The organism is Roseateles sp. P1_C1_2, assembly GCF_056406535.1.
This window is the reverse complement of sequence record NZ_JBFUAB010000009.1, coordinates 164503-185326: the sequence shown is the minus strand read 5'-3', so window position 1 is coordinate 185326 and position 20824 is coordinate 164503. Positions and strand designations below refer to the sequence as shown.

General features: G+C 69.6%; 19 protein-coding genes. 6 read left to right on the top strand and 13 right to left on the bottom strand.

Features of this window, described 5'->3' with window-relative positions; translation table 11 throughout:
* Positions 1–41: 41 nt before the first annotated feature.
* Both AC1D2H_RS10940 and AC1D2H_RS10935 read left to right on the top strand, forming a co-directional pair.
* Positions 42–992, top strand: coding sequence for a hypothetical protein (locus tag AC1D2H_RS10940; protein WP_477930378.1), 951 nt, complete (start codon positions 42–44; stop codon positions 990–992).
* On the top strand, positions 993–1526 hold the full coding sequence (locus AC1D2H_RS10935) for a hypothetical protein (RefSeq protein ID WP_478010942.1): 534 nt from the start codon (positions 993–995) through the stop codon (positions 1524–1526).
* A gap of 74 nt (positions 1527–1600) precedes the next feature.
* On the opposite strand, the gene AC1D2H_RS10930 is transcribed toward AC1D2H_RS10935, so the two are convergent.
* Entirely contained in the window at positions 1601–1792 is a 192-nt protein-coding gene (locus AC1D2H_RS10930) for a hypothetical protein (RefSeq protein WP_478010941.1), read from the bottom strand.
* Positions 1793–2058: 266 nt separating this feature from the next.
* On the opposite strand from AC1D2H_RS10930, the gene AC1D2H_RS10925 reads away from it, so the two are divergent.
* Genes AC1D2H_RS10925 through AC1D2H_RS10910 form a run of 4 tightly spaced genes read left to right on the top strand, consistent with a single transcriptional unit; the run spans position 2059 to position 4563 of the window.
* Positions 2059–2688: a hypothetical protein gene (locus AC1D2H_RS10925; protein WP_478010940.1), complete on the top strand. Its 630-nt coding sequence runs from the start codon at positions 2059–2061 to the stop codon at positions 2686–2688.
* Positions 2689–2704: 16 nt separating this feature from the next.
* Positions 2705–3361 (top strand): sensor histidine kinase, encoded by a 657-nt coding sequence (locus tag AC1D2H_RS10920; RefSeq protein WP_478010939.1) that lies wholly within the window; start codon positions 2705–2707, stop codon positions 3359–3361.
* 35 nt (positions 3362–3396) lie between these two features.
* On the top strand, positions 3397–4059 hold the full coding sequence (locus AC1D2H_RS10915; RefSeq protein WP_478010938.1) for a DUF2306 domain-containing protein: 663 nt from the start codon (positions 3397–3399) through the stop codon (positions 4057–4059).
* A gap of 36 nt (positions 4060–4095) precedes the next feature.
* Positions 4096–4563 (top strand): GFA family protein, encoded by a 468-nt coding sequence (locus AC1D2H_RS10910; RefSeq protein ID WP_478010961.1) that lies wholly within the window; start codon positions 4096–4098, stop codon positions 4561–4563.
* A 34-nt stretch (positions 4564–4597) separates the two neighbouring features.
* Here the strand turns inward: AC1D2H_RS10910 and AC1D2H_RS10905 are convergent, their stop codons facing one another.
* The 12 genes from AC1D2H_RS10905 to rhaI are packed head-to-tail and all read right to left on the bottom strand — an operon-like array spanning position 4598 to position 20807.
* On the bottom strand, positions 4598–6415 hold the full coding sequence (locus AC1D2H_RS10905) for a pectate lyase family protein (RefSeq protein WP_478010937.1): 1818 nt from the start codon (positions 6413–6415) through the stop codon (positions 4598–4600).
* Between the two features lie 13 nt (positions 6416–6428).
* Positions 6429–8024, bottom strand: a complete 1596-nt coding sequence (locus AC1D2H_RS10900) for a DUF5060 domain-containing protein (RefSeq protein ID WP_478010936.1) — start codon at positions 8022–8024, stop codon at positions 6429–6431.
* Between the two features lie 4 nt (positions 8025–8028).
* Positions 8029–9468 (bottom strand): pectinesterase family protein, encoded by a 1440-nt coding sequence (locus tag AC1D2H_RS10895; protein WP_478010935.1) that lies wholly within the window; start codon positions 9466–9468, stop codon positions 8029–8031.
* On the bottom strand, positions 9465–10319 hold the full coding sequence (locus AC1D2H_RS10890; protein ID WP_478010934.1) for a hypothetical protein: 855 nt from the start codon (positions 10317–10319) through the stop codon (positions 9465–9467). Before AC1D2H_RS10890 ends, AC1D2H_RS10895 begins: the two co-directional genes overlap by 4 nt.
* A 32-nt stretch (positions 10320–10351) precedes the next feature.
* Positions 10352–11131, bottom strand: coding sequence for an alpha/beta hydrolase (locus tag AC1D2H_RS10885; RefSeq protein WP_478010933.1), 780 nt, complete (start codon positions 11129–11131; stop codon positions 10352–10354).
* Positions 11128–12153, bottom strand: a complete 1026-nt coding sequence (locus AC1D2H_RS10880) for a glycoside hydrolase family 43 protein (protein WP_478010932.1) — start codon at positions 12151–12153, stop codon at positions 11128–11130. The genes AC1D2H_RS10885 and AC1D2H_RS10880 overlap by 4 nt, the downstream gene beginning before the upstream one ends.
* A gap of 3 nt (positions 12154–12156) precedes the next feature.
* Complete coding sequence (locus AC1D2H_RS10875) at positions 12157–15096, bottom strand: glycoside hydrolase family 2 protein (RefSeq protein ID WP_478010931.1); 2940 nt, start codon at positions 15094–15096, stop codon at positions 12157–12159.
* The gene (locus AC1D2H_RS10870) at positions 15087–15962 is read right to left on the bottom strand and encodes a polysaccharide deacetylase family protein (protein ID WP_478010930.1); all 876 of its coding nucleotides are present in this window, start codon (positions 15960–15962) and stop codon (positions 15087–15089) included. The genes AC1D2H_RS10875 and AC1D2H_RS10870 overlap by 10 nt, the downstream gene beginning before the upstream one ends.
* Complete coding sequence (locus AC1D2H_RS10865) at positions 15959–17794, bottom strand: glycoside hydrolase family 2 protein (RefSeq protein ID WP_478010929.1); 1836 nt, start codon at positions 17792–17794, stop codon at positions 15959–15961. Before AC1D2H_RS10865 ends, AC1D2H_RS10870 begins: the two co-directional genes overlap by 4 nt.
* Before the next feature lie 12 nt (positions 17795–17806).
* Positions 17807–18127, bottom strand: a complete 321-nt coding sequence (locus AC1D2H_RS10860) for an L-rhamnose mutarotase (protein WP_478010928.1) — start codon at positions 18125–18127, stop codon at positions 17807–17809.
* Between the two features lie 15 nt (positions 18128–18142).
* A complete protein-coding gene (locus tag AC1D2H_RS10855; RefSeq protein WP_478010927.1) occupies positions 18143–19510 on the bottom strand; it encodes a glycoside hydrolase family 28 protein in 1368 nt (455 codons plus the stop codon).
* Position 19511: 1 nt separating this feature from the next.
* Complete coding sequence (rhaI, locus tag AC1D2H_RS10850; protein ID WP_478010926.1) at positions 19512–20807, bottom strand: L-rhamnose catabolism isomerase; 1296 nt, start codon at positions 20805–20807, stop codon at positions 19512–19514.
* Positions 20808–20824 lie beyond the last annotated feature (17 nt).

Here is a 20824-nt window from a genome sequence, read left to right as displayed (position 1 = left end):
CCATCACCCGCTTCCTTCATGAGCACAAAGGACCTGTCCCGATGAAACCTGGTGCCCAGCGTTTGGCCTGGCTGGCGGGCGTCGCCTGTGTCGGCGCATTGGCTTTTGCCGTGACCCACTGGCGTGGCGGCAGCGACGCCGTGCCGCAGCAAGCCTCGGTGCCGGCGCCTTCGCCGCCCGTGGTGCCGGCGCCAGCCGTCCCGTTGGATGAGGGGCGCTCCGTCGCCGCCGCCCCTGCCGCCGCCTCGGTGCCGACAATGGCGATCCCTGCATCGGCCGTCTTGCGCCGCCCGCCTGTAAACGTCTCGCGCATGCAGCCCGACATCCAGCTCGCCATCAGCAGCGATCAGCGTGGCAAGGCGGGAGAAGCAGCGCGGCACATCCAGAGGTGCCTGGCGTTGGAGCGCGACCCAGAGCGGGCGCGCCAGTCGATGGAGAACTTGCTGCGCCGCTTGCCGGAAACCGCGCACAGCGTCATGAGAGCCAGCCACCAGGAGTTGGTCGCCTCCTGCCAGGCCGTGGACGCAGCGTCTCGCGCGCAGTTGGTGCCGCTGCTTCGCCGCAGCCTTGACGAGGGCGACAAGGGTGCTGCTGCAGGCCTGGTGCAGGCCTTGGGAAAGAACTTCAATCTGGCGGATGAGCCCGCCGTCATCCCCGCGCTGCGTCGTGACGCCTGGGACTGCGACAGCAGCTCACAACGTGTGCTGAGCAGTCTGGTCCGCCGGGATCCGCAACTGTTGACTCCCAACGAGATCGGGGCCTTGCGCGATCAGGAACGAATCCAGCTCAGCAAGGGTTTGGAGGCAATGCTGAGCAAGGCTGACGGTGACCCGAAGCGTCAGGCTGCCATCGAAGGCATGCTGGCCACCTTCAAGCCGCCGCCCGAGGCCAACGCTGCGGAAGTGGCGCGCATCTCGGCCGAGATCCAGAGCCGTTGCGAGGCCGCGCGGGCCGCCCTTCCCGGTGGCGGACCTCGTGGCGTGGGCAGCTAGGTGAGCCAGGCCCGGAATCCGTACGCGCAGATCAACGCGCTGGCCCGCCAGGCCTTTGCGCGCTGGGGTGCTGGGCGGCTGGCCGAGGCCGCAGAGGGCTTCACCGCAGCCATCACGCTGGTTCGTGACGGCGGCCTGCCGGCGGTGGCGGACCTGCATGCCCAACTCGCCGGCGTGCTGGATACGCAGGGCCAGCTGGCCGAAGCCGTCGTCCAGTCCGAACTGGCGCTGGCCGCCGAACAGGCGCAGGGCGGGCCGAGCGATGCCGCGCCCGGCGTGAAGATCGCCCGCCACTTCCTGGCGGACCGATTGGTGCGGCTCGGAGAGCCCGAGCGCGCGCTGGACGTGCTGGCGCCGTCGCTGGCTGCACTGCCCGACGACTGGCTGCTGAACCTGACGCAGGCCGAGGCGCTGTTCGCCGCCGGCCGCGCTGCAGACGCCAGGGCCGCGGCCGAGCGTTCGCTGGGGAATGCCTCATCGCAAGACAAGCGCACACAGCTTGCCGAGCGGCTCGCGCCGGTGCTGTCCGCCTGAGCGTGGGTGATCTTCCCCGCCCAGGCAATACTTGGTCCTCTCACCGGAATGACAAAGTCGTCCGCATGAAGTCATCACTTTTCACGGCCTTCGCCCTCTGCCTGCTGACCACCGCTGCGCACGCCGAGACTATCTGCGTTGCCGACTTCTCCACCTTCGGCCAAGGCACGGAACAGCTTCGGCAAGCTGCTGTGGCATGGCCAGTTCAGCGGCAACTCCACGTCGACTTTCGTGCGCAACAACCGGCATGTCATCGTCACCATCATTCGGCGCAAGGCGGGGTAGTTGGATGAAGCTGAGCCGCCATGTGGTCCCGGTTGTCGTTGTAGCCGTGCTGGCCGTATCGGCCTTCGCCTGGTGGCGCGGCGATGGCGCGGCACCAGCCGAGCCGGCGGAGCCTGTGGCGCAGGCCCAATCGATCGAACCGGTACCGCCCCCCGCCACGGCAGGGCCGACCGCCGAGCCAGCTTCGCAGCCGGCGGCACCGGCATCGGCGGTCGCCATTCCCCGCCCGCCGCCGGATGTCTCGCGCATGCAGCGCGAAATCCAGATCGCCGTCAGCAGCGACGAGCGCGGCAAGGCCGGCGAGGCGGCGCGGCACATCAAGACCTGTGAAGGCGTCGAGAGACTCCGTGCGCAGGTTGACGCCGGATGGCACCGCAAGTCCGAGGCTGACGGCCGCGCGCTGCTGGCCGGCATGCAGCAGGACCTGGCGTCCTGCCAGGCCGTGGATGCCGCGTCACGCGCGCAACTGGTGCCGCTGCTGCGCCGCAGCCTCGCCGAAGGCGATCAAGGTGCGGCGGCCGCGCTGGTGTCGGCGCTGGGCAAGGGTTTCGACATGGCCTCAGAGCCCACGGTCGTGGCCGCGTTGCGCCGCGACGCCTGGGCCTGCGACCGCGTGTCGCTGTACTGGCTCAGCACGCTGGCTGCACAGCACCCGCGGCTGCTGACACCCAACGAGATCGGCGCGCTGCGTGAGCAGCAGCGCGCCGAGATCAGCAAGGGGACCGAGGAGACGCGGCGCCGGCCCGACGTCGACTCCGCCCACAAGGCTGCGTTGGAGAGCTTGCTGGCCAGCTTCAAACCGCCGCCCGGGGCAGACCCGGCCGAGGTTGCGCGGCTGGCAGCCGACATCCAGGGCCGCTGCGCGCCTGAGCGCTGACCTGACCGCTCGCTTTGTGCAGGACGCCGCCCACGAGCTGCGCACGCCGCTGACGGCCCTCAACCTGCAGCTGGAAAACCTGCGCCCCCACATGGCCGGCGCCCAGGCCGAGTTCGTGCAGCTGCAGCAGGGCATGGACCGGGCCCAGCACCTGGTCGAGCAGATGCTGAGTCTGTCGCGCCAGGAGGCGGCCCGCACGACCGGCGCCGGTGTGCTGCTGGATCTGCGCACCCTGCTGCGCGCCAGCATCGGTCAGGCCATGGCCCTGGCCGACCGGCGCGGCGTCGAGGTCGCGTTTGTCGACCAGGTTGAAGGACCGCTGCTGCTGAGCGCCGTCGAGGGCGACCTGCGCAGCCTGTTCGACAACCTCATCGACAACGCGCTGCGCCATGCGCCGCCGGGCAGCGAGGTCGAGCTGAGGCTGGCGGCGGGCGAGGGCGGGGCGCGCTGGGTGGATGTGCAGGACAGCGGCCCGGGCCTGCCGGAGGCCATGCGCGAGCGCGTCTTCGACCGCTTCTTCCGCATGCCCGACGCGCCTGCGGGCGGCAGCGGTCTGGGCCTGGCCATCGCGCGGCAGGCGGGTCTCAAGCATGGCTTGCGCATCGAGCTGCGTGGGCGGGAGGACGGGCAGTCCGGCTTGGTGGCGAGAGTGCATCTGCCGGATCCAGGTTAAGGCTCAACTCATTCTTGCCGCCTAGATTGAGCGGCATGAACACCGCACACCCCTCCCCATTCGCCCGCCGGTTCGGCCTTGCGCTGTTGCTGGTGACCGCCGCCGTGACCGGCTTCATGGCGCTGCGCTACGCCTTGCCGGGCCAGCCCTGGGCGCCGCCGCTGACCAACCTGGCCACGCAGCGCGAGCTGCTGGTGCTGCACGCCGTGAGCGCCGGCCTGGCCTTGATGCTGGGCCCCTGGCAGTTCGTCGTGCGGCTGCGCGAGCAGCGCCCGCGCCTGCACCGCGCCATCGGCTGGGGCTATGCGAGCTGCCTGCTGGTCGGCGGCCTGACGGCGTTGCCGCTGGCCCTGCAGGCCAACGGCGGTCTGCTGGCTCAGGTGGGCTTTGCGCTGCTGGGCCTGCTGTGGCTGGCGAGCACGGCCATCGCTCTCGTCCACATCCGCGCTCGCCGCGTGGCGGCGCACCGGCGCTGGATGCTGCGCAGCTTCGTGCTGACGGCCGGCGGCATCACGCTGCGCCTGCAAATCCTCATGGGCTCGGCCTTTGGCGTGCCAGTGGAGGCCTTCTACACGGCACTGGTCTGGAGCTCCTGGCTGCCGCAGGCGCTGTGGCTGGAATGGTGGCTGTGGCGCAGCACCCCTCGGGCGCCGCAGCCGGCGCCGGTCTGGCCGGACCCGCAGCTCGGCGGGCGCTGAGCCTGCGGCGCCGTTGCTGACAGATCCCGGCACCGGCTGCGCAGCGGCGGCGCAAGAATCCACGCACCTGTCCTGGCTCTCCTGGAGACCCTCCATGCTGGTCACTGCCTTTGCGGCGCCGTCCGCTTCACGTCGCCCGACACCCGAGAGATCGGCGCCTGCCATTGCGGCTTCTGTCGGCGCTGGGGCGGCGGCCCGTTGCTGGCCGTGCATTGCGGGCCCGACGTTCGCTTCGTAGGCCAGGAGCACATCGGCGTCTATGCGTCTTCGCAGTGGGCCGAGCGCGCCTTCTGCAAGCATTGCGGCACCCATCTCTTCTACAAGCTGCTGGCCACCGGCGAGTACTTTGTGCCGGCCGGTGCTTTCGAGAGCAACGACTTCGAGCTGGCCAGCCAGATCTATGTCGACAAGAAGCCTGCCTATTACGACTTCGCCAACCAGACGTCGATGTTGACCGAGCAGCAGGTCATCGAGCAGTACGCGCCGCCGGGCGAGGGCAGCTGAACCGCTTGACCTTGGCGATCGACTGAAGGGCTGTCTACCGGCACACCTGCCCAGCACCGATTTCCGCGTGATCGTGGAAGCGCCAAACCCCGTCCACCTTCGTGAACAGGAAGTTCGTCGTCCAGGGGTTCTTGCGGAACAGGTCGCGATAGGTTGCCGAAAACGACAGCATGTCGTCGCCACAGACTTTCCAGCCGCTCACGCTGGTGACGGAGAAACGATTCTTGTCGTTGCGCAGCGGCGGCTGGCGCAGTGCGGCGCGACCATTGCCGGTCAGCACTTCCTTGTCGACGCTCTGCGGCAGATCGGCGTAGCTCAGGGCCACGAGCAGCCTCATGATCGGCGTGATGGCGTCGCCGATCACGCGGGCGTCATGGGCCGTGGTGATGGACGACGTGTCGAGGGCCTGCTTGGCCTTGCGAAAAGGCTGCTGCTTCACGAAGGCCAGATCCGGGCAGGGGACGGCGGCGGTTCCAGCGCCGACCAGGTGGGCCACCAGTCCGTTCAGATAGCGCTCCAGCTGCGTGTAGCCCGAGGACGGGTCCACGCGCGCTGCGTCCGACGCATCGCCGGGGTTCAGGCCCTGCGCCGTCTCCCACGCATCCGGCATGCCATCGCCATCGCTGTCCAGAGGTGCAGGGCCACTCTTCAGCTCGGGCCAGCCGCCCACTTCGGCCTGGCTGTTGATGAGCTTGCCACGGCGCTGGCGCACGTCGGTGATGAAGCGCTCATCCACCGCGTCTCGCACCAGTGACGCGCCGGCGCTGGCCAGCACGCGCTCCAGCGTCTTCGCGGGCGCGTCCGCGGTGACCGCTGCGAAGGGCAGGGGCGCCGCCAGCTTGTAGCCGGCCGGCAGGCCGCCGGGCAGGTTCTGCGCATGGGCCCGCACCAGCGTCCACGGGTCGGCGGGCAACTCGCCGTCCATGCTGTTGCCGGCGAACCAGGCGCGTGACCCGGGGTTGCTTTCCTCGAAGGCGAACTTGCCCGTGGAGCTGGGCCCGGTCAGGTAGACGTTGTCGACGAAGTTGTAGCTGGCGAGCTCGCCGCCGCGGTCCAGGTTGTAGCCAGCGCGCTCGGTGCCCCAGTTGTAGAAGACGTTGGCGCGCAGATCGTAGAAGCCACCCACCGGGTCGGCCTGCGGGCTGAGGTAGTTGCCGGGGCGGGGCATGCGGTCCTGGTGGTGGGCCCACAGGTTGTGGTGCATGGACAGCCGCGTGCCGTGTGCGCCACGCAGCAGGCTGCCGAAGCCATGGCAGGCGCCTTTCTTGGGCGCATTGCAGTTCAGTGATTCGGCAATCAAGCTCCATTGCACGGTGACATGCTGGTAGGCCGGGCGGCCCAGGTCGGCGCGGGCCACCGAGACCGACAGTGACTCGTCGGTGGACCAACTGGCCGAGACATGGTCCAGCATGATGCGCTGGCCCGAGCCGACGCTGATGGCGTCGTCGTCCGCGCCGGCCTCGTCGCCCATGCGGGAGCGGATGAAGCGCACGACGACGTCGTCGGCATCGATCAGCAGCGCGTGATTGCGCAGCGTGATGCCGTCGCCGGGTGCCGTCTGGCCGGCGATGGTGAGGCGGCCTTCGGTGACGTGCAGCGGCCTGGCCAGGGCGATGGTGCCGGACACCGCGAACACGACGGTGCGTGGCCCCTTGGCCTCGACGGCGGCGCGCAGCGAGCCGGGGCCAGCGTCGGCCAGCGTCGTCACGTAGAGGGCCCGCCCGCCGCGCCCGCCGAGGGAGATGGCGCCTTCGCCCTCGGCGCCCGGGAATGCAGGCGGTGCCGCTGCCGACTGTGCCGTCGCACAGGCGGCGAGCAGCAGGAGGGTGGCGAGAGCGGTGTTTGTCTTCATGTCGCGGGCGGGGTCAGTCGTCGTGAGCGGGCCGCGCGCCCGGGCCGGCCGGCGTGTCCTGCGCGATCAGGCGCAGCGCGATGCCCGGCTTGCCAGGCAGCGGGATGGCCTGGCCGCTGCGCTCCACGAAGTCGTAGCGGCCCTGCGGCGTGAACTGCAGCGGCGTGGGCACTGGCGTGATCGTCATGGCCCAGGTGTCGATGATCTCGGCCTTGAAGCGCTGGCCGTCACGCAGGCCGGTCAGGTAGAGCCTGGGCAGCCATGCGGTGGGCGCCCGCTGGCCGAAGTAGACGAGGTAGTAGCGGCCGGGCTGGCCGGCGATGAAGAGGTCGTCGAAGGCGTCGATGGGGTCGATGCCTTCGGCGGGCGCGGCGTCGAGGATGCGCCTCAGGAAGGCCAGCCGTGGCGGGCTCTCGCCGCGCAGCTGCACGCCCTGGGCCAGCCAGACCAGGCCGTCGGCGTCGGGGATGAACTCGCTGTGGCCGCCGTAGCTGCCCGCGATGGTCGCCGACCAAAAGGCGTGCACCATCTGCGGCCCGCTCAGTTGCGCCCAGCGGCGGTCGTGCCGGCCCTCGTACTTCAGCTCGTCGAAGACGACCGGCTTGCGCCAGGCCTCGCGGAACAGCACGGCGCGGCTGGCCTCTGCGGCCGCCATGCCGTGCTGCATGCTGACGTGGGTGATCCACGGCCGCGCCTGGTCGTAGATGCGCTTGCCGTTGTGGATGGAGCGCAGATGGCCGTAGGGATCGACGTGCTGCAGCAGCTGGCCGAGGTGCTCCCAGTCGTCGTCGGTCTTGGTGCGGATGAAGTCGAACTCGTTGGCCAGCGACCACCAGACGTTTCGATAGGCCGCCAGGCGCGCGACGAGGTAGCGGGCGTAGCGGTCGTCCTGCTCGCGGGTCATGGTGGCCAGGCCCCATTCGCGCTTGTCGTCGTAGGGGTGGTGCAGGATGAGGTCGGCCTCGATGCCGAGGTCGCGCAGCTGGCCGACGCGCTGTTCCAGGTGGCGGAAGAAGGCCGGATTGAAGCGGCTGTGGTCCCAGTTGCGAGGCGGCGTGCCAGCGTAGGGCCAGAGTTCCGGGGGATGCCTGTCCGTTCCCGCCGTCTGCGGGAACACCAGCATGCGCACCTTGTTGAAGGGCGCGACGGCCAGCGTTTTCAGCGTCTGCTCTTCCAGCGCCGCGCCGCGGTGAGCCCAACTGTACATCGTCGTGCCGACGGGCTTGTAGGGCGAGCCGTCGGCGTAGCCGAAGTGGTGGCTGTGGCGCACCCCTACCGGGCCGTGATTGCTGCCTTTGGCCGGCGTGACGCTGAACTCGCCCTGCTTGTTCGTCAGCGCCCAGCGGTTGCTCTGGCTGACCCAGGTCCAGCGGCCGGCATGCGGCGGCATGAAGCGCAGGCGGTAGACGCCGTCGCTGTCGTAGAAGCCGTCGACTTCTATCGTCCGCGCGCCATCGCTGAAGCGCGCCGTCAGCTGCACGTCGACAAAGGGGTTGCCGTCGGCGGGGCCGGTCAGCGCGATCTCATGGATGCCCCATTGCTCGACGGCCTGCGCCGGCAGGCCGCACAGGGCCAGCAGCAACAGCGTCAGGGTGCGCCAGCGTTTCATCGCCTCACTCCACCACCGGCTTCCAGCCACCCAGCACGAACTCCGGCCGGCGGTAGTCGGCTATCAAGGCGGCGTCCTTCTCCATCGTCAGCCGGCGCGAGACCGGGTGGCGCCTGGAGAAGTCGATGGGGCGGCCCTGCAGGTCCATGGTGTTGAACTCCCAGAAGCGCACCTGCGAGCTGTCGAAGTCCGGCGCCTCTTCCACCGGACCCCAGCCTTCGGGCGCGATGCCCTGGGTGCGGGTGTCGATCAGCACCATCTCGGCATGCGGGTAGTTGGCGGCTGCGGCCGTGACGGAGCGGTTGCGCGGCAGCCGGGCGAAAACAGCGGGCGGGCGCTCGGCCTTGTCACCCTGCTGGCCCCAAGGCAGCGGGGCTTCGCTGGCGATGAAGCGGCAGTCCACGAACACATTGCCGTGCTGGCCGGCGGGTGTGCGCGTCCAGCTGAAGGGGCCGATGGACTGCAGCTCGGTGCGCAGGAAATAGGCCGCCGCATAGCCCAGGATGGTGTCGCCATGGCCGGTGAGCTTGCTGTCGGCCACATAGAGCGTGCCGTAGGTCGTTAGCGCGTCGCCGGAGCCGTTCAGCGTCATGTCGCTGAGCACGATGCGCTCGCCACGCGTCATCAGCGCCTCGGCCTGGCCGATGGCGTAGTTGTTGATCGTGAAGCTGGAGAGCTGGATGTCAGCGCCATCGACGATGGAAAAGGCCCAGCGGCCGCGCGCGCCGGGGTTGAAGGCGCTGCTGTTGGCATAGCCGACCTGCACCTTGTCGCGGTCCTCGCCGCGCAGGATGAGCTTGGACTTGGCGGCCAGCGACACGATCTCCTCGTAGAAGCCATTGCGAATGAAGAGGGTGATCCGCTTGGCCGGCTTGTCGGGCACGAAATCGATGGCGCCCTGCACGGTGGCGAAGTCGCCGCTGCCGTCGGCCGCGACGACGAGGCGGGTGCTGTCGGCCGGCGGCGGTGCGGCACGGGTCGCAAAGGTCCAGGTGAGGGCGGCGGCCTGCAGCACGCCGGCATCCACCGTCACGCGATAGCGGCGGCCGTAGCTCAGCACGCCGTGGTGAGGGTAGATCGTCGCCACGTTGCCGCGCACGATGACCGGGCGGAAGTGCCAGTCGCGGCCGGCGATGCGGGTGGACTGGTAGGCCTGCTGGAGCGCGTCGGCGGCCGCCTCGGGCGCCGTCATGCGGCGGTTGGGTGAGGCCGCAACAGACAGATCCAGCGTGTCGACCAGCCGCCCGTCGTCGGCGTCATGGATGCGGATCAGGCCTGCAGTGCCCGGCGTGGGCGGGCTGGCGAAACGGATGGCGAGCTGGGTGTCGGGGCTGATGCCGCTGGCCTGGTGAGCGGGCGACAGCATGAGGGCGCCGCCCTCGGCCAGGGCCGCCAGTGGCAGCCAGGCCGCGCACAGCAGCAGCGACTTCAGCAGATGGGTCATCCAGGATCTTTCGTGCCGGGCTCGGCAACGCCGCGCCACAGGGCCATGGTGCGTGCCGTCCGGCTCGGCGGTTTGGGGGCGCGCCCGGGCAGGAGCAGGTCCATGGCGTGGATGGCGCGCGCGAGGAAGGGCAGGGCGAAGAGCAGCGGCATGGCCGTCAGGCGCAGCGCCGCAGGCGTTCCCGCCTGGAACTGAAACAGCTGGTGGACGGAGTAGGGCAAGGTCAGCACATGCTGCGAGAGCTGCATCGAGACCGCCTTGTGCCAGTCGGCGTCCACGCCGCTCAGGGCGCAGCGTTGGCGGCGAGTCAGGTGGAAGTCCGGCGGGTCGCTGCGCCGCAGCCGCAGGCGCAGCTCCGCCTGCGGCACGGCCGGCAGCGAGGCCATGTACTCGTGCGCCTCCAGCGCCAGCTGAAGCCGCGCGGCGTCGGCCAGGATGCCGGTGATCGCGGGGTCCGTCGAGGCGGTGCCGCCCAGGATCTTCAGGCGGCGCGTGGCGTCGTGCAGCTCCCAGAGCCGGATGCGAAAGCCGCGCTCCGAGTCCGTGACTGGTTGCCCGGCGATGTATTCGAAGGCGTCATGGGCCTCGATGACGCAGCGTGCCAGCGCGCACATGGAGGGCTGGTCCCACAGTTCGCGCGGCATCGGCTGGCCGGGGTCGGGCGCCAGCCGGCGCAAGGCGATGCTGTGGGACAGCAGCTTGACGTAGATCTGCGCGCCATAGCTGACATGCGGGGCGGACGGTGGCAGCCCGGTCAGCGCCGCGGCAACCGCCTTGCCGTGCTCGAGCACGGCGTCGAACTCCCTCACCTTGGATCGGTAGTCACCCCAGCTATTGATCGCTTCCAGCATGCTTGACTCGTGGCTCTGACAAGCCGGCAAGGTTAGGCGAAGTTGGGGCTGTCCAATTTGGCCGCCATCCAGCGGGCCGCGAGCGCCGGCCATCGGTCCTGTGTGCCGGCGAGGCCGCGCAGCGCAAAGCCATGCTCGGCCTGCGGGAAGACATGGGCCTCGACGTCCAGTCCATGGACCTGCGCGGCCTTGATGAGATTGAGGGCGTGGTCGACGGGCACGATGGCGTCGTGCAGCGCATAGGCCAGGAACACCGGGCAGCGCGGCAGGCCGTGCGGCTCGGTGGCGATGCCGATGGGCCAGGCGTCGTAGAAGGCCTGCTTCTCGGGCGGTGGAAAGTCGGGCTTGCCCGCCGGGGCCTTGTGGTCGCGGTGGTTGGCGTTGAGGGGCGCGTAGGCGATGACGGCGCCGACCGATCCGCCCTGGCAGGCCATCACGCCGGCCAGATGGCCACCGGAGGACAGGCCCACATGCAGCAGCGGCAGCGGAGGCAGTGTGGCCAGCAGTTCCATGGCGCGCAGGCCGTCCTGCAGCGCGATGTCGAAGGGCTGGCCGTCCTGGCCGGGCAGGCGGTGCACGAGGACATGGGCGTCCATTCCCAGCGTGTTCAGCCAGCGCGCGATCTCGACGCCTTCCTTGTCGTGCATCAGCTGCAGATAGCCGCCCCCCGCGTAGACCAAGGCTCGGCCCCGGGCCGGCAAGGACGAGGGGTAGGCATGCAACTCGGCGCGCGTCGGCCGGCGGCAGACCCGGTCGGGGGACTCGCCATCGAACACATTGGGCACGCCGGCCGAGAGGGCGATGACGGTCATGGCCTGGTGGTCTCGCGCAGCGGCTGGCCGAAGTCGGGCATGCCCTCGGCCGTGAAGCGCAGCGGCTGCACGCGTGTCGCGCGGCCACTGTCCTTCAGCGGGTCGCCGACGATGTCGCGGTAGTTGCGCGCGTGGAAGACGTTGAGCACGCTGCCGTCAGGCTCCACGACGAAGCTGTTGTGGCCGGGGCCGTACTGGCTATTTTCAGGGCTGCTGACGAACACCGGGCCGGGTGATTTGCGCCAGCTCTTTGGGTCCAGCAGGTCGGCGCTCTCGTCGGCCCACAGCAGGCCCAGGCAGTACTCGGCACCCGTGCCGGCCGCCGAATACGTCATGAAGACGCGGCCGCCATGGATGAGCACGGCGGGCGCTTCGTTGACGATGTGGCGCAGCTGCTCCCAGGCGTAGTCGGGCTGGCTCAGGCGTACTTGCGGGCCTTCCAGCTCGGTCGCGCTCTTCATGCGCGACAGGTAGATATCGGTGCTGTGGTTCTTCTTGGCCGGGTCGGTCTGCGCCCAGGCCAGATAGCGTTTGCCGCGGTGCTCGAAGACGGTGGCGTCCAGCGTGAAGGTTTCCCACTGCGTCTTGATCTGGCCGCGCTCGGTCCAGTCGCCCTGCAGTGGATCCGGCGACGCGTTCTCCAGCACCCAGAGCCGGATCTTCCAGGGCTCCTTGGCCTCGCCGGCGCTGAAGTAGATGAACCAGCGGCCGTCGATGACGTGCAGCTCGGGCGCCCAGATGTTGCGGCTCATGGGGCCTTGCTCATGCCGGCGCCAGACGACCTTGGGCTCGGCCGTGGCCAGGCCGGCGATGCTGCGCGCGCGGCGCAGCTCCACCCRGTCGTACTCGGGCACGGTGGCCATCAGGTAGACCCAGTCGCCGTGGCGCAGGATCTGCGGGTCGGCGCGCTGGGGGACGAGCGGGTTGGGCCACGAGACCGGCTGGGCCGAGGCGGTCAGGGCCGGCGCTAGCAGCGTGGCGGCCAGCAGCTGGCGGCGGGTGAGAGCAGGTGAATTGGGCATGGCTCAGGGCTGCTTGTAGAACTCGGCTTCGACGATGGACAGCACGCCGCGGCCGAGGCGGCTCGCGCCGGTGTCGACGATCTTCTGGTTGGCGACCTCGGTGTTGGCGGCCGCCTCGTTGCCGCCCTGGGCATCGCCGGTCAGCTCGATGCTGACGAGCTGGCCGCGCTGCGGCCGCAGCGGCAGCGTCACATAGCCGAGGCTGCGCTCCGTCAGGCCGCGCCAGACGGCGATGCCGTCCACGCGGATGACCAGCGGGTACTGGCGCTCGCGCCAGCCGCCGAGCTTGAGCGTGATCTCCTTCAGCGTCGTGGCCTCGGCCAGGCGGAAGCGGATGCCGCTCCTACCGGGCTCACCGGTCCAGGAGGTGGATTCATCGTCGTCGATGGCGTGGCCCGGCGTGCCGCTGTCGGCTTCCACCGAAGACACGGCCACGGCGATGCGGCTCACGACAAAGGACGGTGTCGCGGGCGTCGGGCCGCGCGTGAAGGGCGCGGCGATGCCATCCGCGGGGAAGCGTGTGCTCAGGCCCCCGCTGACCTTCACGGCCTGCGAGCGCAGCTCCAGCGTCGCGGGCGCCAGCCCCTGGGCTTCGGCACGCAGCCTGATGAGGCCCGCATCGGTCGTGCTGCGCACCAGCACGCGGTTGACCCCGCCTTCCACCGGCAGCTCGCGCGCCAGCACAAAGTTGCCCGGACCCTGCGCGATGCCGCCGCGCCACTCGGCCAGGCCGTCGAGGGTGAACTTCACGCTGTCCAGGGCCAGCGGGCGGCGCTGGCCCTTGGCGTCGACGACCTCGACCTGCACCAGCGCCAGGTCGGCGCCGTCGGCCTGCAGGCCCTGAGGGTGAGTCTGCGCCGTCAGCTTCAGCGCGGTGGGCGCACCGGCGGTAACGCGAACGTCCTCGCAGACCTTGTTGCCCTCCTTGTCGAGACCCACGGCGCGCAGCTCGCCGGGTTCGAACTTGACGCCGTCGAAGCGAAAGATGAAGGGCTCGCCGGCGGCGACCGCGCCGACCGGCCTGCCGTTCAGCGTCAGCACGACGCGGGCGGCGCTGGAGATGACGGTGACGGTCTTCACCGTGCCGGCTGGGTAGTTCCAGTGGCCCAGCAGATGTGCGCGCGGCTTCTCGACATCGACCCAGCCGTCCCACATCACCTGGTGGGCGAAGAAGCCGTCCTTGGGGATGCGCATGGCATCCACTTCGCCGCTGCGGCGGTAGTTCTCGGCGCCGCGGTGGTGGGTGTTGCTGTCGCTGAAGATGATGTTGACGCCGCCCGACGACACGCGGGTGCCGGTGCCGGGGCGCTCGCGCCAGTAGTCCACCCAGCGGCGCACGTCCTCCAGCGCGTGGCTATCCTGGTTGCGGTTGTAGCTGGCGGCGCTCTGGCCCTTGTGCTCGGGGCCGTCGCCGTCGCGGTGCCAGGGCGGCGAGAGCTCGTCCCAGAACTTGCGGGCGCTTTCGTCGCGTGAGTACTCCATGGCCCACATCGGGCGGCGGGCGCTCTTGTTGATGTAGAGCATCTCGCCACCGTACTCGGCCACGTCCTGCAGCGCCCGCGACAGCATCTCGCGGCTGCCGGCGGCGCGGCCGCCGTGCGGGTCGAAGCGGTCGCGCAGCGCGCGCACCTCGGCCATGTGCTCGGCGCTGACGCTGCGGTTGCCCGCCTCGAACATCAGCACCGATGGGTTGTTGCGGAAGTAGACGATGGCGTCGCGCATGGCTTCCATGCGCTGCTCCCAGCGCCTGCCCGTCACATCGGCCTCGGAGTCGCCGGTGGGCAGGGCCTGCATCAGGCCGATGCGGTCCAGCGACTCGACGTCCTGCTTCCACGGCGCGGTGTGCATCCAGCGCACGAAGTTGGCGTTGCTGGCCAGCATCAGGCCGTTGCTGTAGTCGCTGAGCCAGGCGGGCACGGAGAGGCCGATGGCCGGCCACTCGTTGCTGGTGCGCTGGGCATAGCCCTTGAGCTGGATGATGCGGCCGTTCAGCGTGACCATGCCGTTGGCGAACGCGGTCTGGCGAAAGCCGGTGCGCGTGACGACCTTGTCGACGGGCTTGCCGTCGACACTCAGCGTCGTCTCGACGTCGTAGAGGGCGCCATAACCCCAGCTCCAGAACTGCAGGCCGTCGACAGGCGCGCTGGCGCGGACGGTGGTGGTGGCGCCGGGCAGCAGCGTCTGGGCTGGAGCCTTGAAGCTGGCAACCTGCTTGCCGTCGCGGTCAAGCAGGGCGACGTCGAAGGCGAAGCGGCGCGGCTTGTCGTGCTCGTTGCGCACCTGGGCTTCAGCGGTGATGGTGGCGCGGTGGGCCTGCGGGTCGAAGTCCGCCGCGTGGACGTAGACGCCCGTGGTGCCGAGGTTGCTGTACAGCGGCAGCGTCTGGTAGAGCTTGTCGGTGACGTGAAGCCGCAGGTTCTTGGGCAGGCCACCGTAGTTGGCGTTGAAGTTCTTGTCGGCCCACTGGTAGCGCTGGTTGGTGGCCTGCTCGCGGTAGTCCCAGCGGTTGTCGGTGCGCACGGCGATGAAGTTGTCGCCGGGTTTGACGACCTGGCTCAGGTCGAAGCCGAAGGCCGTCACGCCGTTCTCGTGCAAGCCGATGCGCTGGCCGTTGACCCAGACCTCGGCGGCTTGGCGGGCACCCTCGAACTCGATGAAGACCTTGCGGCCGGCGATGTCCCTGGGCAGCGTGAAGCGCTTGCGGTACCAGGCGATGCCGGTGCGGTGGTCGACGATGTCCCTGGCGAAGGCGTCGTCCTCGTTCCAGGCGCGGGGCAGGGTGACGGGCTGCCAGCCGGCGTCGTCGAAGGCCGTGGCTTCAGCGCCCGGCGCGTCGCCAACATGGAGTCGCCAGGCGGGGTTGAAGTTGTAAACCTCGCGGGCGGCTTGTGCCGGCAGGGCCAGGCCCGCCAGCAGGGCGAAGGCGATGCGAATCATGGGCATAGGGTTTTGAGGTCCATGGCTTCGGCGGCGGCGTGCGCGGGCAACTTGGCGTTGCTTGCCCGGGCCTCGCGCGTGATGAGGCTGCCACCGCCGAAACGCTCGTAGGCCGGGTCGCGCTGCGCCTGCTCCAGCGAGACGAAGCGCGCGCCTGCCGCCTGCAATCGCCTCAGCACCTCGGGCAGGGTGGCGGCGCTGAAGGCGCCCAGATGGGTCAGCAGCACGAAGGGGATCTCGCGCCCGTACAAGGCCTCGGACCCCGCGCGAGCCCGGGTGAGGCCCGCGTCGACACCGCGCAGATAGTGGGCCGTCATCGCAGCCACGGCGGTCTCATTGCCCGCCGCCTTGCAGCGCGCATAGGCGTCCGTGTAGTCCCAGTCGGAGAAGGCGAGGCTCACATCCGCCACGCGGTAGCCGCGTTCGCGCAAAAAGGCCAGCGCGGCATCCCGCCGCTCGCCATCGCCCACGGACAGGTTGGGATAGCGGAACCAGCGCCAGTTCGCATCGCCCATGTGCTTTTCAACCAGCGGCTCGCCAGCGATCACGTCGGCCGCCCAGACTTGCAGCGACGCCGCCCGCCCCAGGTTCAGGTGGCTGAACGTGTGGTTGCCCAGCGGATGCCCCGCCCGGCGCCAGGCGGCCAGCACCTCGTCGCCCTCGGCCTCGGCGCCGCGCGCGTTGACGAAACCCCAGGCCTCGCTCACCCCGAACGCCTTGAACGCGCGCAGATGCGCTTCGGCCACCTCCAGCCGCGTCACGCCCGGCGGCAGCTTGCCGTGCACGGGCAGGTCGTCGACCGTGACGGCGACGTCGAAGGCCTGCGTTGCCGAGGCGAGCCCGACCAGCAACGCCGCCAAAGCCCGCTTCATTTCGCCTGCGCCTTGTAGTGCTCGGCCAGCACGTCGAAGGCCAGCTTGCGCTGCCCCGTCTCGGAGATCAGCCCCTTGCGGTTCCAGCCGTTCTGGTAGACCGGGTGCTCGCGGCGCGGCGAGCGGAAGTCCTTCAGCACCCAGGGTGACAGGCCGCGCAGCGTCGGCACCTTGGCGGCCATGGCCAGCGTGGCGCGGTAGTAGTCGACCTGGAAGTCCTCGCTGAACTTGCGGCGCAGCTTGGCGTCTTGGAAGCCCGCCTGCGCATCGGCGCCGAACTCGCTGAACAGCAGCGGCTTGTCGGCCGGCACGTCCCAGCGCAGCTTGGCCACGTCGGCCAGCGTGTCGTCGCCGTACCAGCCGGCATACGTGTTCACGGCGATGACGTCGAGTTCCTTCAGCAGCGTGTCGGCGATGTGGAGGGTGTCGCCCTTGCGCTCCACCAGCAGCGCCGCGCTGATGAGGCGGCTCGGGTCCAGCGCGCGCACGGTCTGGGCCAGCGCGGTGTGGAAGCGCGTGCGGTTGTCGGCCACGGGCGTCTCGTTGCCGATGCTCCACAGCACGACGGCGGCGCGGTTGCGGTCGCGATAGATGGTCTCGGCCTGCATGCGGCGGGCCAGGTCCAGCGTGGCCGGGTTGTCCCAGTTCACGGTCCAGTAGACGGGGATCTCGCTCCACACCAGCAGGCCGATCTCGTCGGCCACGCGCAGCATGGCTTCGTTGTGCGGGTAGTGGGACAGGCGCACATAGTTGCCGTGCAGGCCGTTCTTCACCTCGCCGAGCAGGCGGCGCGCGGCGGCATCGTCGATGCGGCGGGCGGGGTTGGGGCCGACCTCTTCCTCGTGGATGCAGATGCCCTTCAGGAAGATGGGCTGGCCGTTGAGCAGGATCTCGCTGCCGCGCACGGCAATCGTGCGGAAGCCGATGCGGTCGCGCACTTTGTCGTCACCGGCGTCGAAGTCCACGTCGTAGAGCGTCGGCGTGTCGGGCGTCCAGCGCTTCAAGCTCGCTGGCGCTGCCATGTCAAAGCGGGCTTCGCCGTTCGCGTCGGTGCGCGTCGGCAGCGTGAGGTTCAGGCCGGCGATGCGCAGGTTTACCGCGCGGTTGGCGGCCTGCGGGCCGTTGAGCTGCAGGCTGCCCACCAGCCGGCCGGCGTCGTTGAGGCGCAGCGTCGCGTCGTCGATGAAGGTGGCGGGTGTCTGGATGAGCTTCACCGGCCGCGTGATGCCGCCGTAGAGGTCCCAGTCGGTGATCTCGCCGGGGACGCTGTTGGCGTCGTGCTTGGAGTCCACGCCGACGACGAGGCGGTTGCCCTGCGCGCGCAGCGCGTCGGTCACCTCGACGACGAAGGGCGTGAAGCCGCCCTCGTGCCGGCCGACTTCCTTGCCGTTCAGATAGACGTAGGCGCGGTAGTTGACGGCCTCGAAGCGCAGGAAGCTGCGCTGGTCCGTCTTGATGGCCGCATCAAAGCGGCGCTGGAACCAGATCAGCCCGTCGAAGTAGCGCAGTTCGGGCGTGGCCGAGTTCCACGCGCCGGGGATGTCCATCGCCGGGCCGCGGTCGAGGTCGAACTCGAAGAAGGCCGGACCGGGCTTGCTCTCCTCGGTGGCCACGTCCACGTCACGGTGGCGCTGCATGCGCGACTTGGCGACCCAACCATTGATGTCGGTGAAGCCGGTGCGGTACAGATCCTTGGAATAGGTCCAGCGGCCGGACAGGTCCTGCGCATTGGCCCGGGCACCGGTGAGCAGCAGCGGCGGGCGCAGCGCGTCGGCGGCGAGCGTCGGCAGGGCGAGGGCCCAGGCCAGGGTGAGGGTGATCCAGGTGCGCATGGCGGCCCTCCTTCAGTTGAAGTGGAAGAGGGGTGTCAACGGCCACTGGCGCGGCTTGTTGTCGGCCTCGACCTCCATCAGGTCGGCCATGTGGTCCCACCAGCGGCGCATCACGGGCTGGTGGGGCAGGTCGTCGAAGGGGTGGCCGGGCTTGCGCTTGAGGACGGCGAAGAGGGAGAGCGTGGCTTCGTCGAGGAAGATCCAGTAGTCGTGGATGCCGGCGCCGCGCAGGGCTTCGGCGAGATCGGGCCAGAGCTCGTCGTGGCGGCGCCTGTACTCTGCCACGACGCCGGGCTTGAGCTGCATCTTGAAGGCCAGGGTCTCGTCGCTCATCCTGTCGTCTCCTGCTTATTGAATGTCCTGCTCAACCATGGGCAGTGCCGACACATCGCGCCGGCGCAGCGCCGCATCATGTCTCCAGCAGGCGCTGTTCAGGCCGGTGAGTTCGATACCGGCGCCAACGGCGATGGGCTCGCGCAGCGACAGGCGGCTGTCCGCAAAGCGCCAGTCCACGGCATCCAGAACATGACCGCCGCGTCGGGCCTCGATGTCCAGCCCGGTGAAGCTGAAGCCACGCAGCGGCGCTTCGGTATAGGCGTCGACCTCAAAGGCGACATCCGCACCGCGGGCCTTGAGGCGTTCGATGCGCACGCCATTCACCTGCACGCGGCCTCGCTCGGCGGACACCGGCGTGGCGAGGTTGAGCCAGTGCGGGGGCGCTTCGGCGCGTTCGGCGGCGGGGATGTCCGCTCGGCTGAAGGCCGGGTTCCAGTTCATCGTCACGCGCAGGGCGGTGGGCACCTCATGCAGGGAGAGGTCGCTGATCGTCACGCCCTCGATGAAGCCACCGCGGCTGGGGGCGGACTTGAACAGCAGGCCGACGGGCACCGGCGCGTGGACCTCGATGCGCCTTGCCGTGATGCGCCTGAAGCCGCCCGAGGTCTCACTGCCGAAGGTCAGGCCGGCGGCGCCCTCGCGGACGATGCAATTGCTGATGCTGATGTCTTCGCAGGGCCGCGCGACGCGCAGGCCGTCGGCATCGCGGCCGGCCTTCATGCAGAGGGCGTCATCGTTGACGGCGATGTCGGCGCGGCGGATGGTCACGCGGCGCGAGGAGTCGATGTCAATGCCGTCCGTCGACGGGCCACGGGCGTCGCCGTCGTTGTTGCGGATGGTGAGGCTGTCGACCGTCACGTCCTCGCTGTAGCAGAGGTGCAGGGTCCAGAAGCCCGAGCGGCGCAGCAGCAGGCCATCGCCGATGTTGATGCGGGCTGACTCGAAGACCTGGATGAGGCGGGGTCGCTGCGCGTCATAGTCCGACGCCCAGCGCAGGCCGCGCGGCTCGTAGGTCGCGCGCAGGGCCCAGTAGCTGTCCCAGAAGACCTGGCCGTCGCCGTCTATGCAGCCTTCGCCGACCAGGCCGACGTCATGCTCGCCATAGATGTTGACGAGGGCCGCCGGCCAGCGCATCTCGATGCCGGAGACGCGCGTGGGCAGCAGCGGGTAGTCGGCCAGGTTGCGCGAACCCAGCAGCGTGGTGCCGGCCTCCAGCCGCAGCGTCATGCCGCTCTTCAGGAAGAGCGAACCGGTCAGGTAGGTGCCGGGCGGGATGCGCAGCGTGGTGCGCTGCAGCGCCGCGGCATCGATGGCGGCCTGCAGTGCCCGCGTGTCGAGCGTGATGCCATCGCCGCGTGCGCCGAAGTCCTTGGCATCCACCTCAGACGATGCCGCTGCCGGAAGCTCCTGCTTTCGGCGGGCGCTTGACGGCGGCCTTCTCGCGATAGCCACTGGCACGGTAGGCGGCGACCGGGTCGATGGCGGCGCCGCTGCGCAGGCGGGCCATCGCCAGGATGGGGCTGACGTCGGTGCGGAAGGCCTTCTTCAGCGCCTGCGCCGACTGCAGCGCGTCATTGGCCTCCTGGAAGCCTGCCAGTGCCGCGCGGTCCACCAGCGACGCCTGTACGAAAGCGCGCTGCACTTCGACGGCGCTGCTCATCAGGCTTTCGATGGGGTCGGTCACGTTGTGCGACTGGTCCAGCATATAGGCGGGCTTGAAGCTGCCGTCTCGCAGCGTGGCGTCGGCCAGTTCGTTGAAGACGAGGAAGAGCTGGAAGGGATCGATGCTCCCCGAGTCCAGGTCGTCGTCGCCGTATTTGCTGTCGTTGAAGTGGAAGCCACCGAGCTTGCCGAACTGGGCCAGGCGAGCCACGATCATCTCGATGTTGGTATTGGGCGCGTGATGGCCCAGGTCCACCAGGCACTTGGCCTTGTCGCCGAGCGTTTGCGCCGCGGCGAAGCTGGTGCCCCAGTCGGCGATGACGGTGCAGTAGAAGGCCGGCTCGAACAGCTTGTGCTCGATGTACATCAGCCAGTCGTCGGGCAGGGCGGCGTAGATGCCCTTGGCGCTGTCCAGATAGCGCTCCAGCGCGCCGCGCAGATTGTGCTGGCCGGGGAAGTTGGCGCCGTCGCCGACCCACACCGTCAGGCCCTTGGAACCCAGCGTCTTGCCCAGCTCGATGCAGTCGATGTTGTGGGCCACGGCCTGCTCGCGGGCGGCCTGGCTTTGCGAGGTCAGGCTGCCGTATTTGTAGCTGTGCGCCTGGCCGGCCTGGTCCTGGAAGGTGTTGGAGTTCACCGCGTCGAAGGACAGGCCCAGGCTGTCGGCCTGCTGGCGCAGCGCCTTGGGGTCGGCCGGCTTGTCCCAGGGGAAGTGCAGCGACACCAGGGGCGTGGCACGCGTCAGCTGGTGGATGACGGCGCAGTCCTCGAGCTTCTCGGTCACGTCGCGCGGCTCGCCCTTGCCGGGGAAGCGCGCGAAGCGCGTGCCGCCCGTGCCCACGCCCCAGCTGGGCAGGGCGACGGCGAAGGTCTGGGCCGTGGCCGTCAGCGCCTCGATGTCCACGCCGCGGCGGGACAGCATGCCGCCGAGCGCGTCATAGTCGGCCTGCAGCGTGGCGCGCTGGCTGGCGTTGTGCTGCTCGACCTGGCCGGCATCAATGATTTGCGTCGTCATGTTTGTCTCCTGCGCCG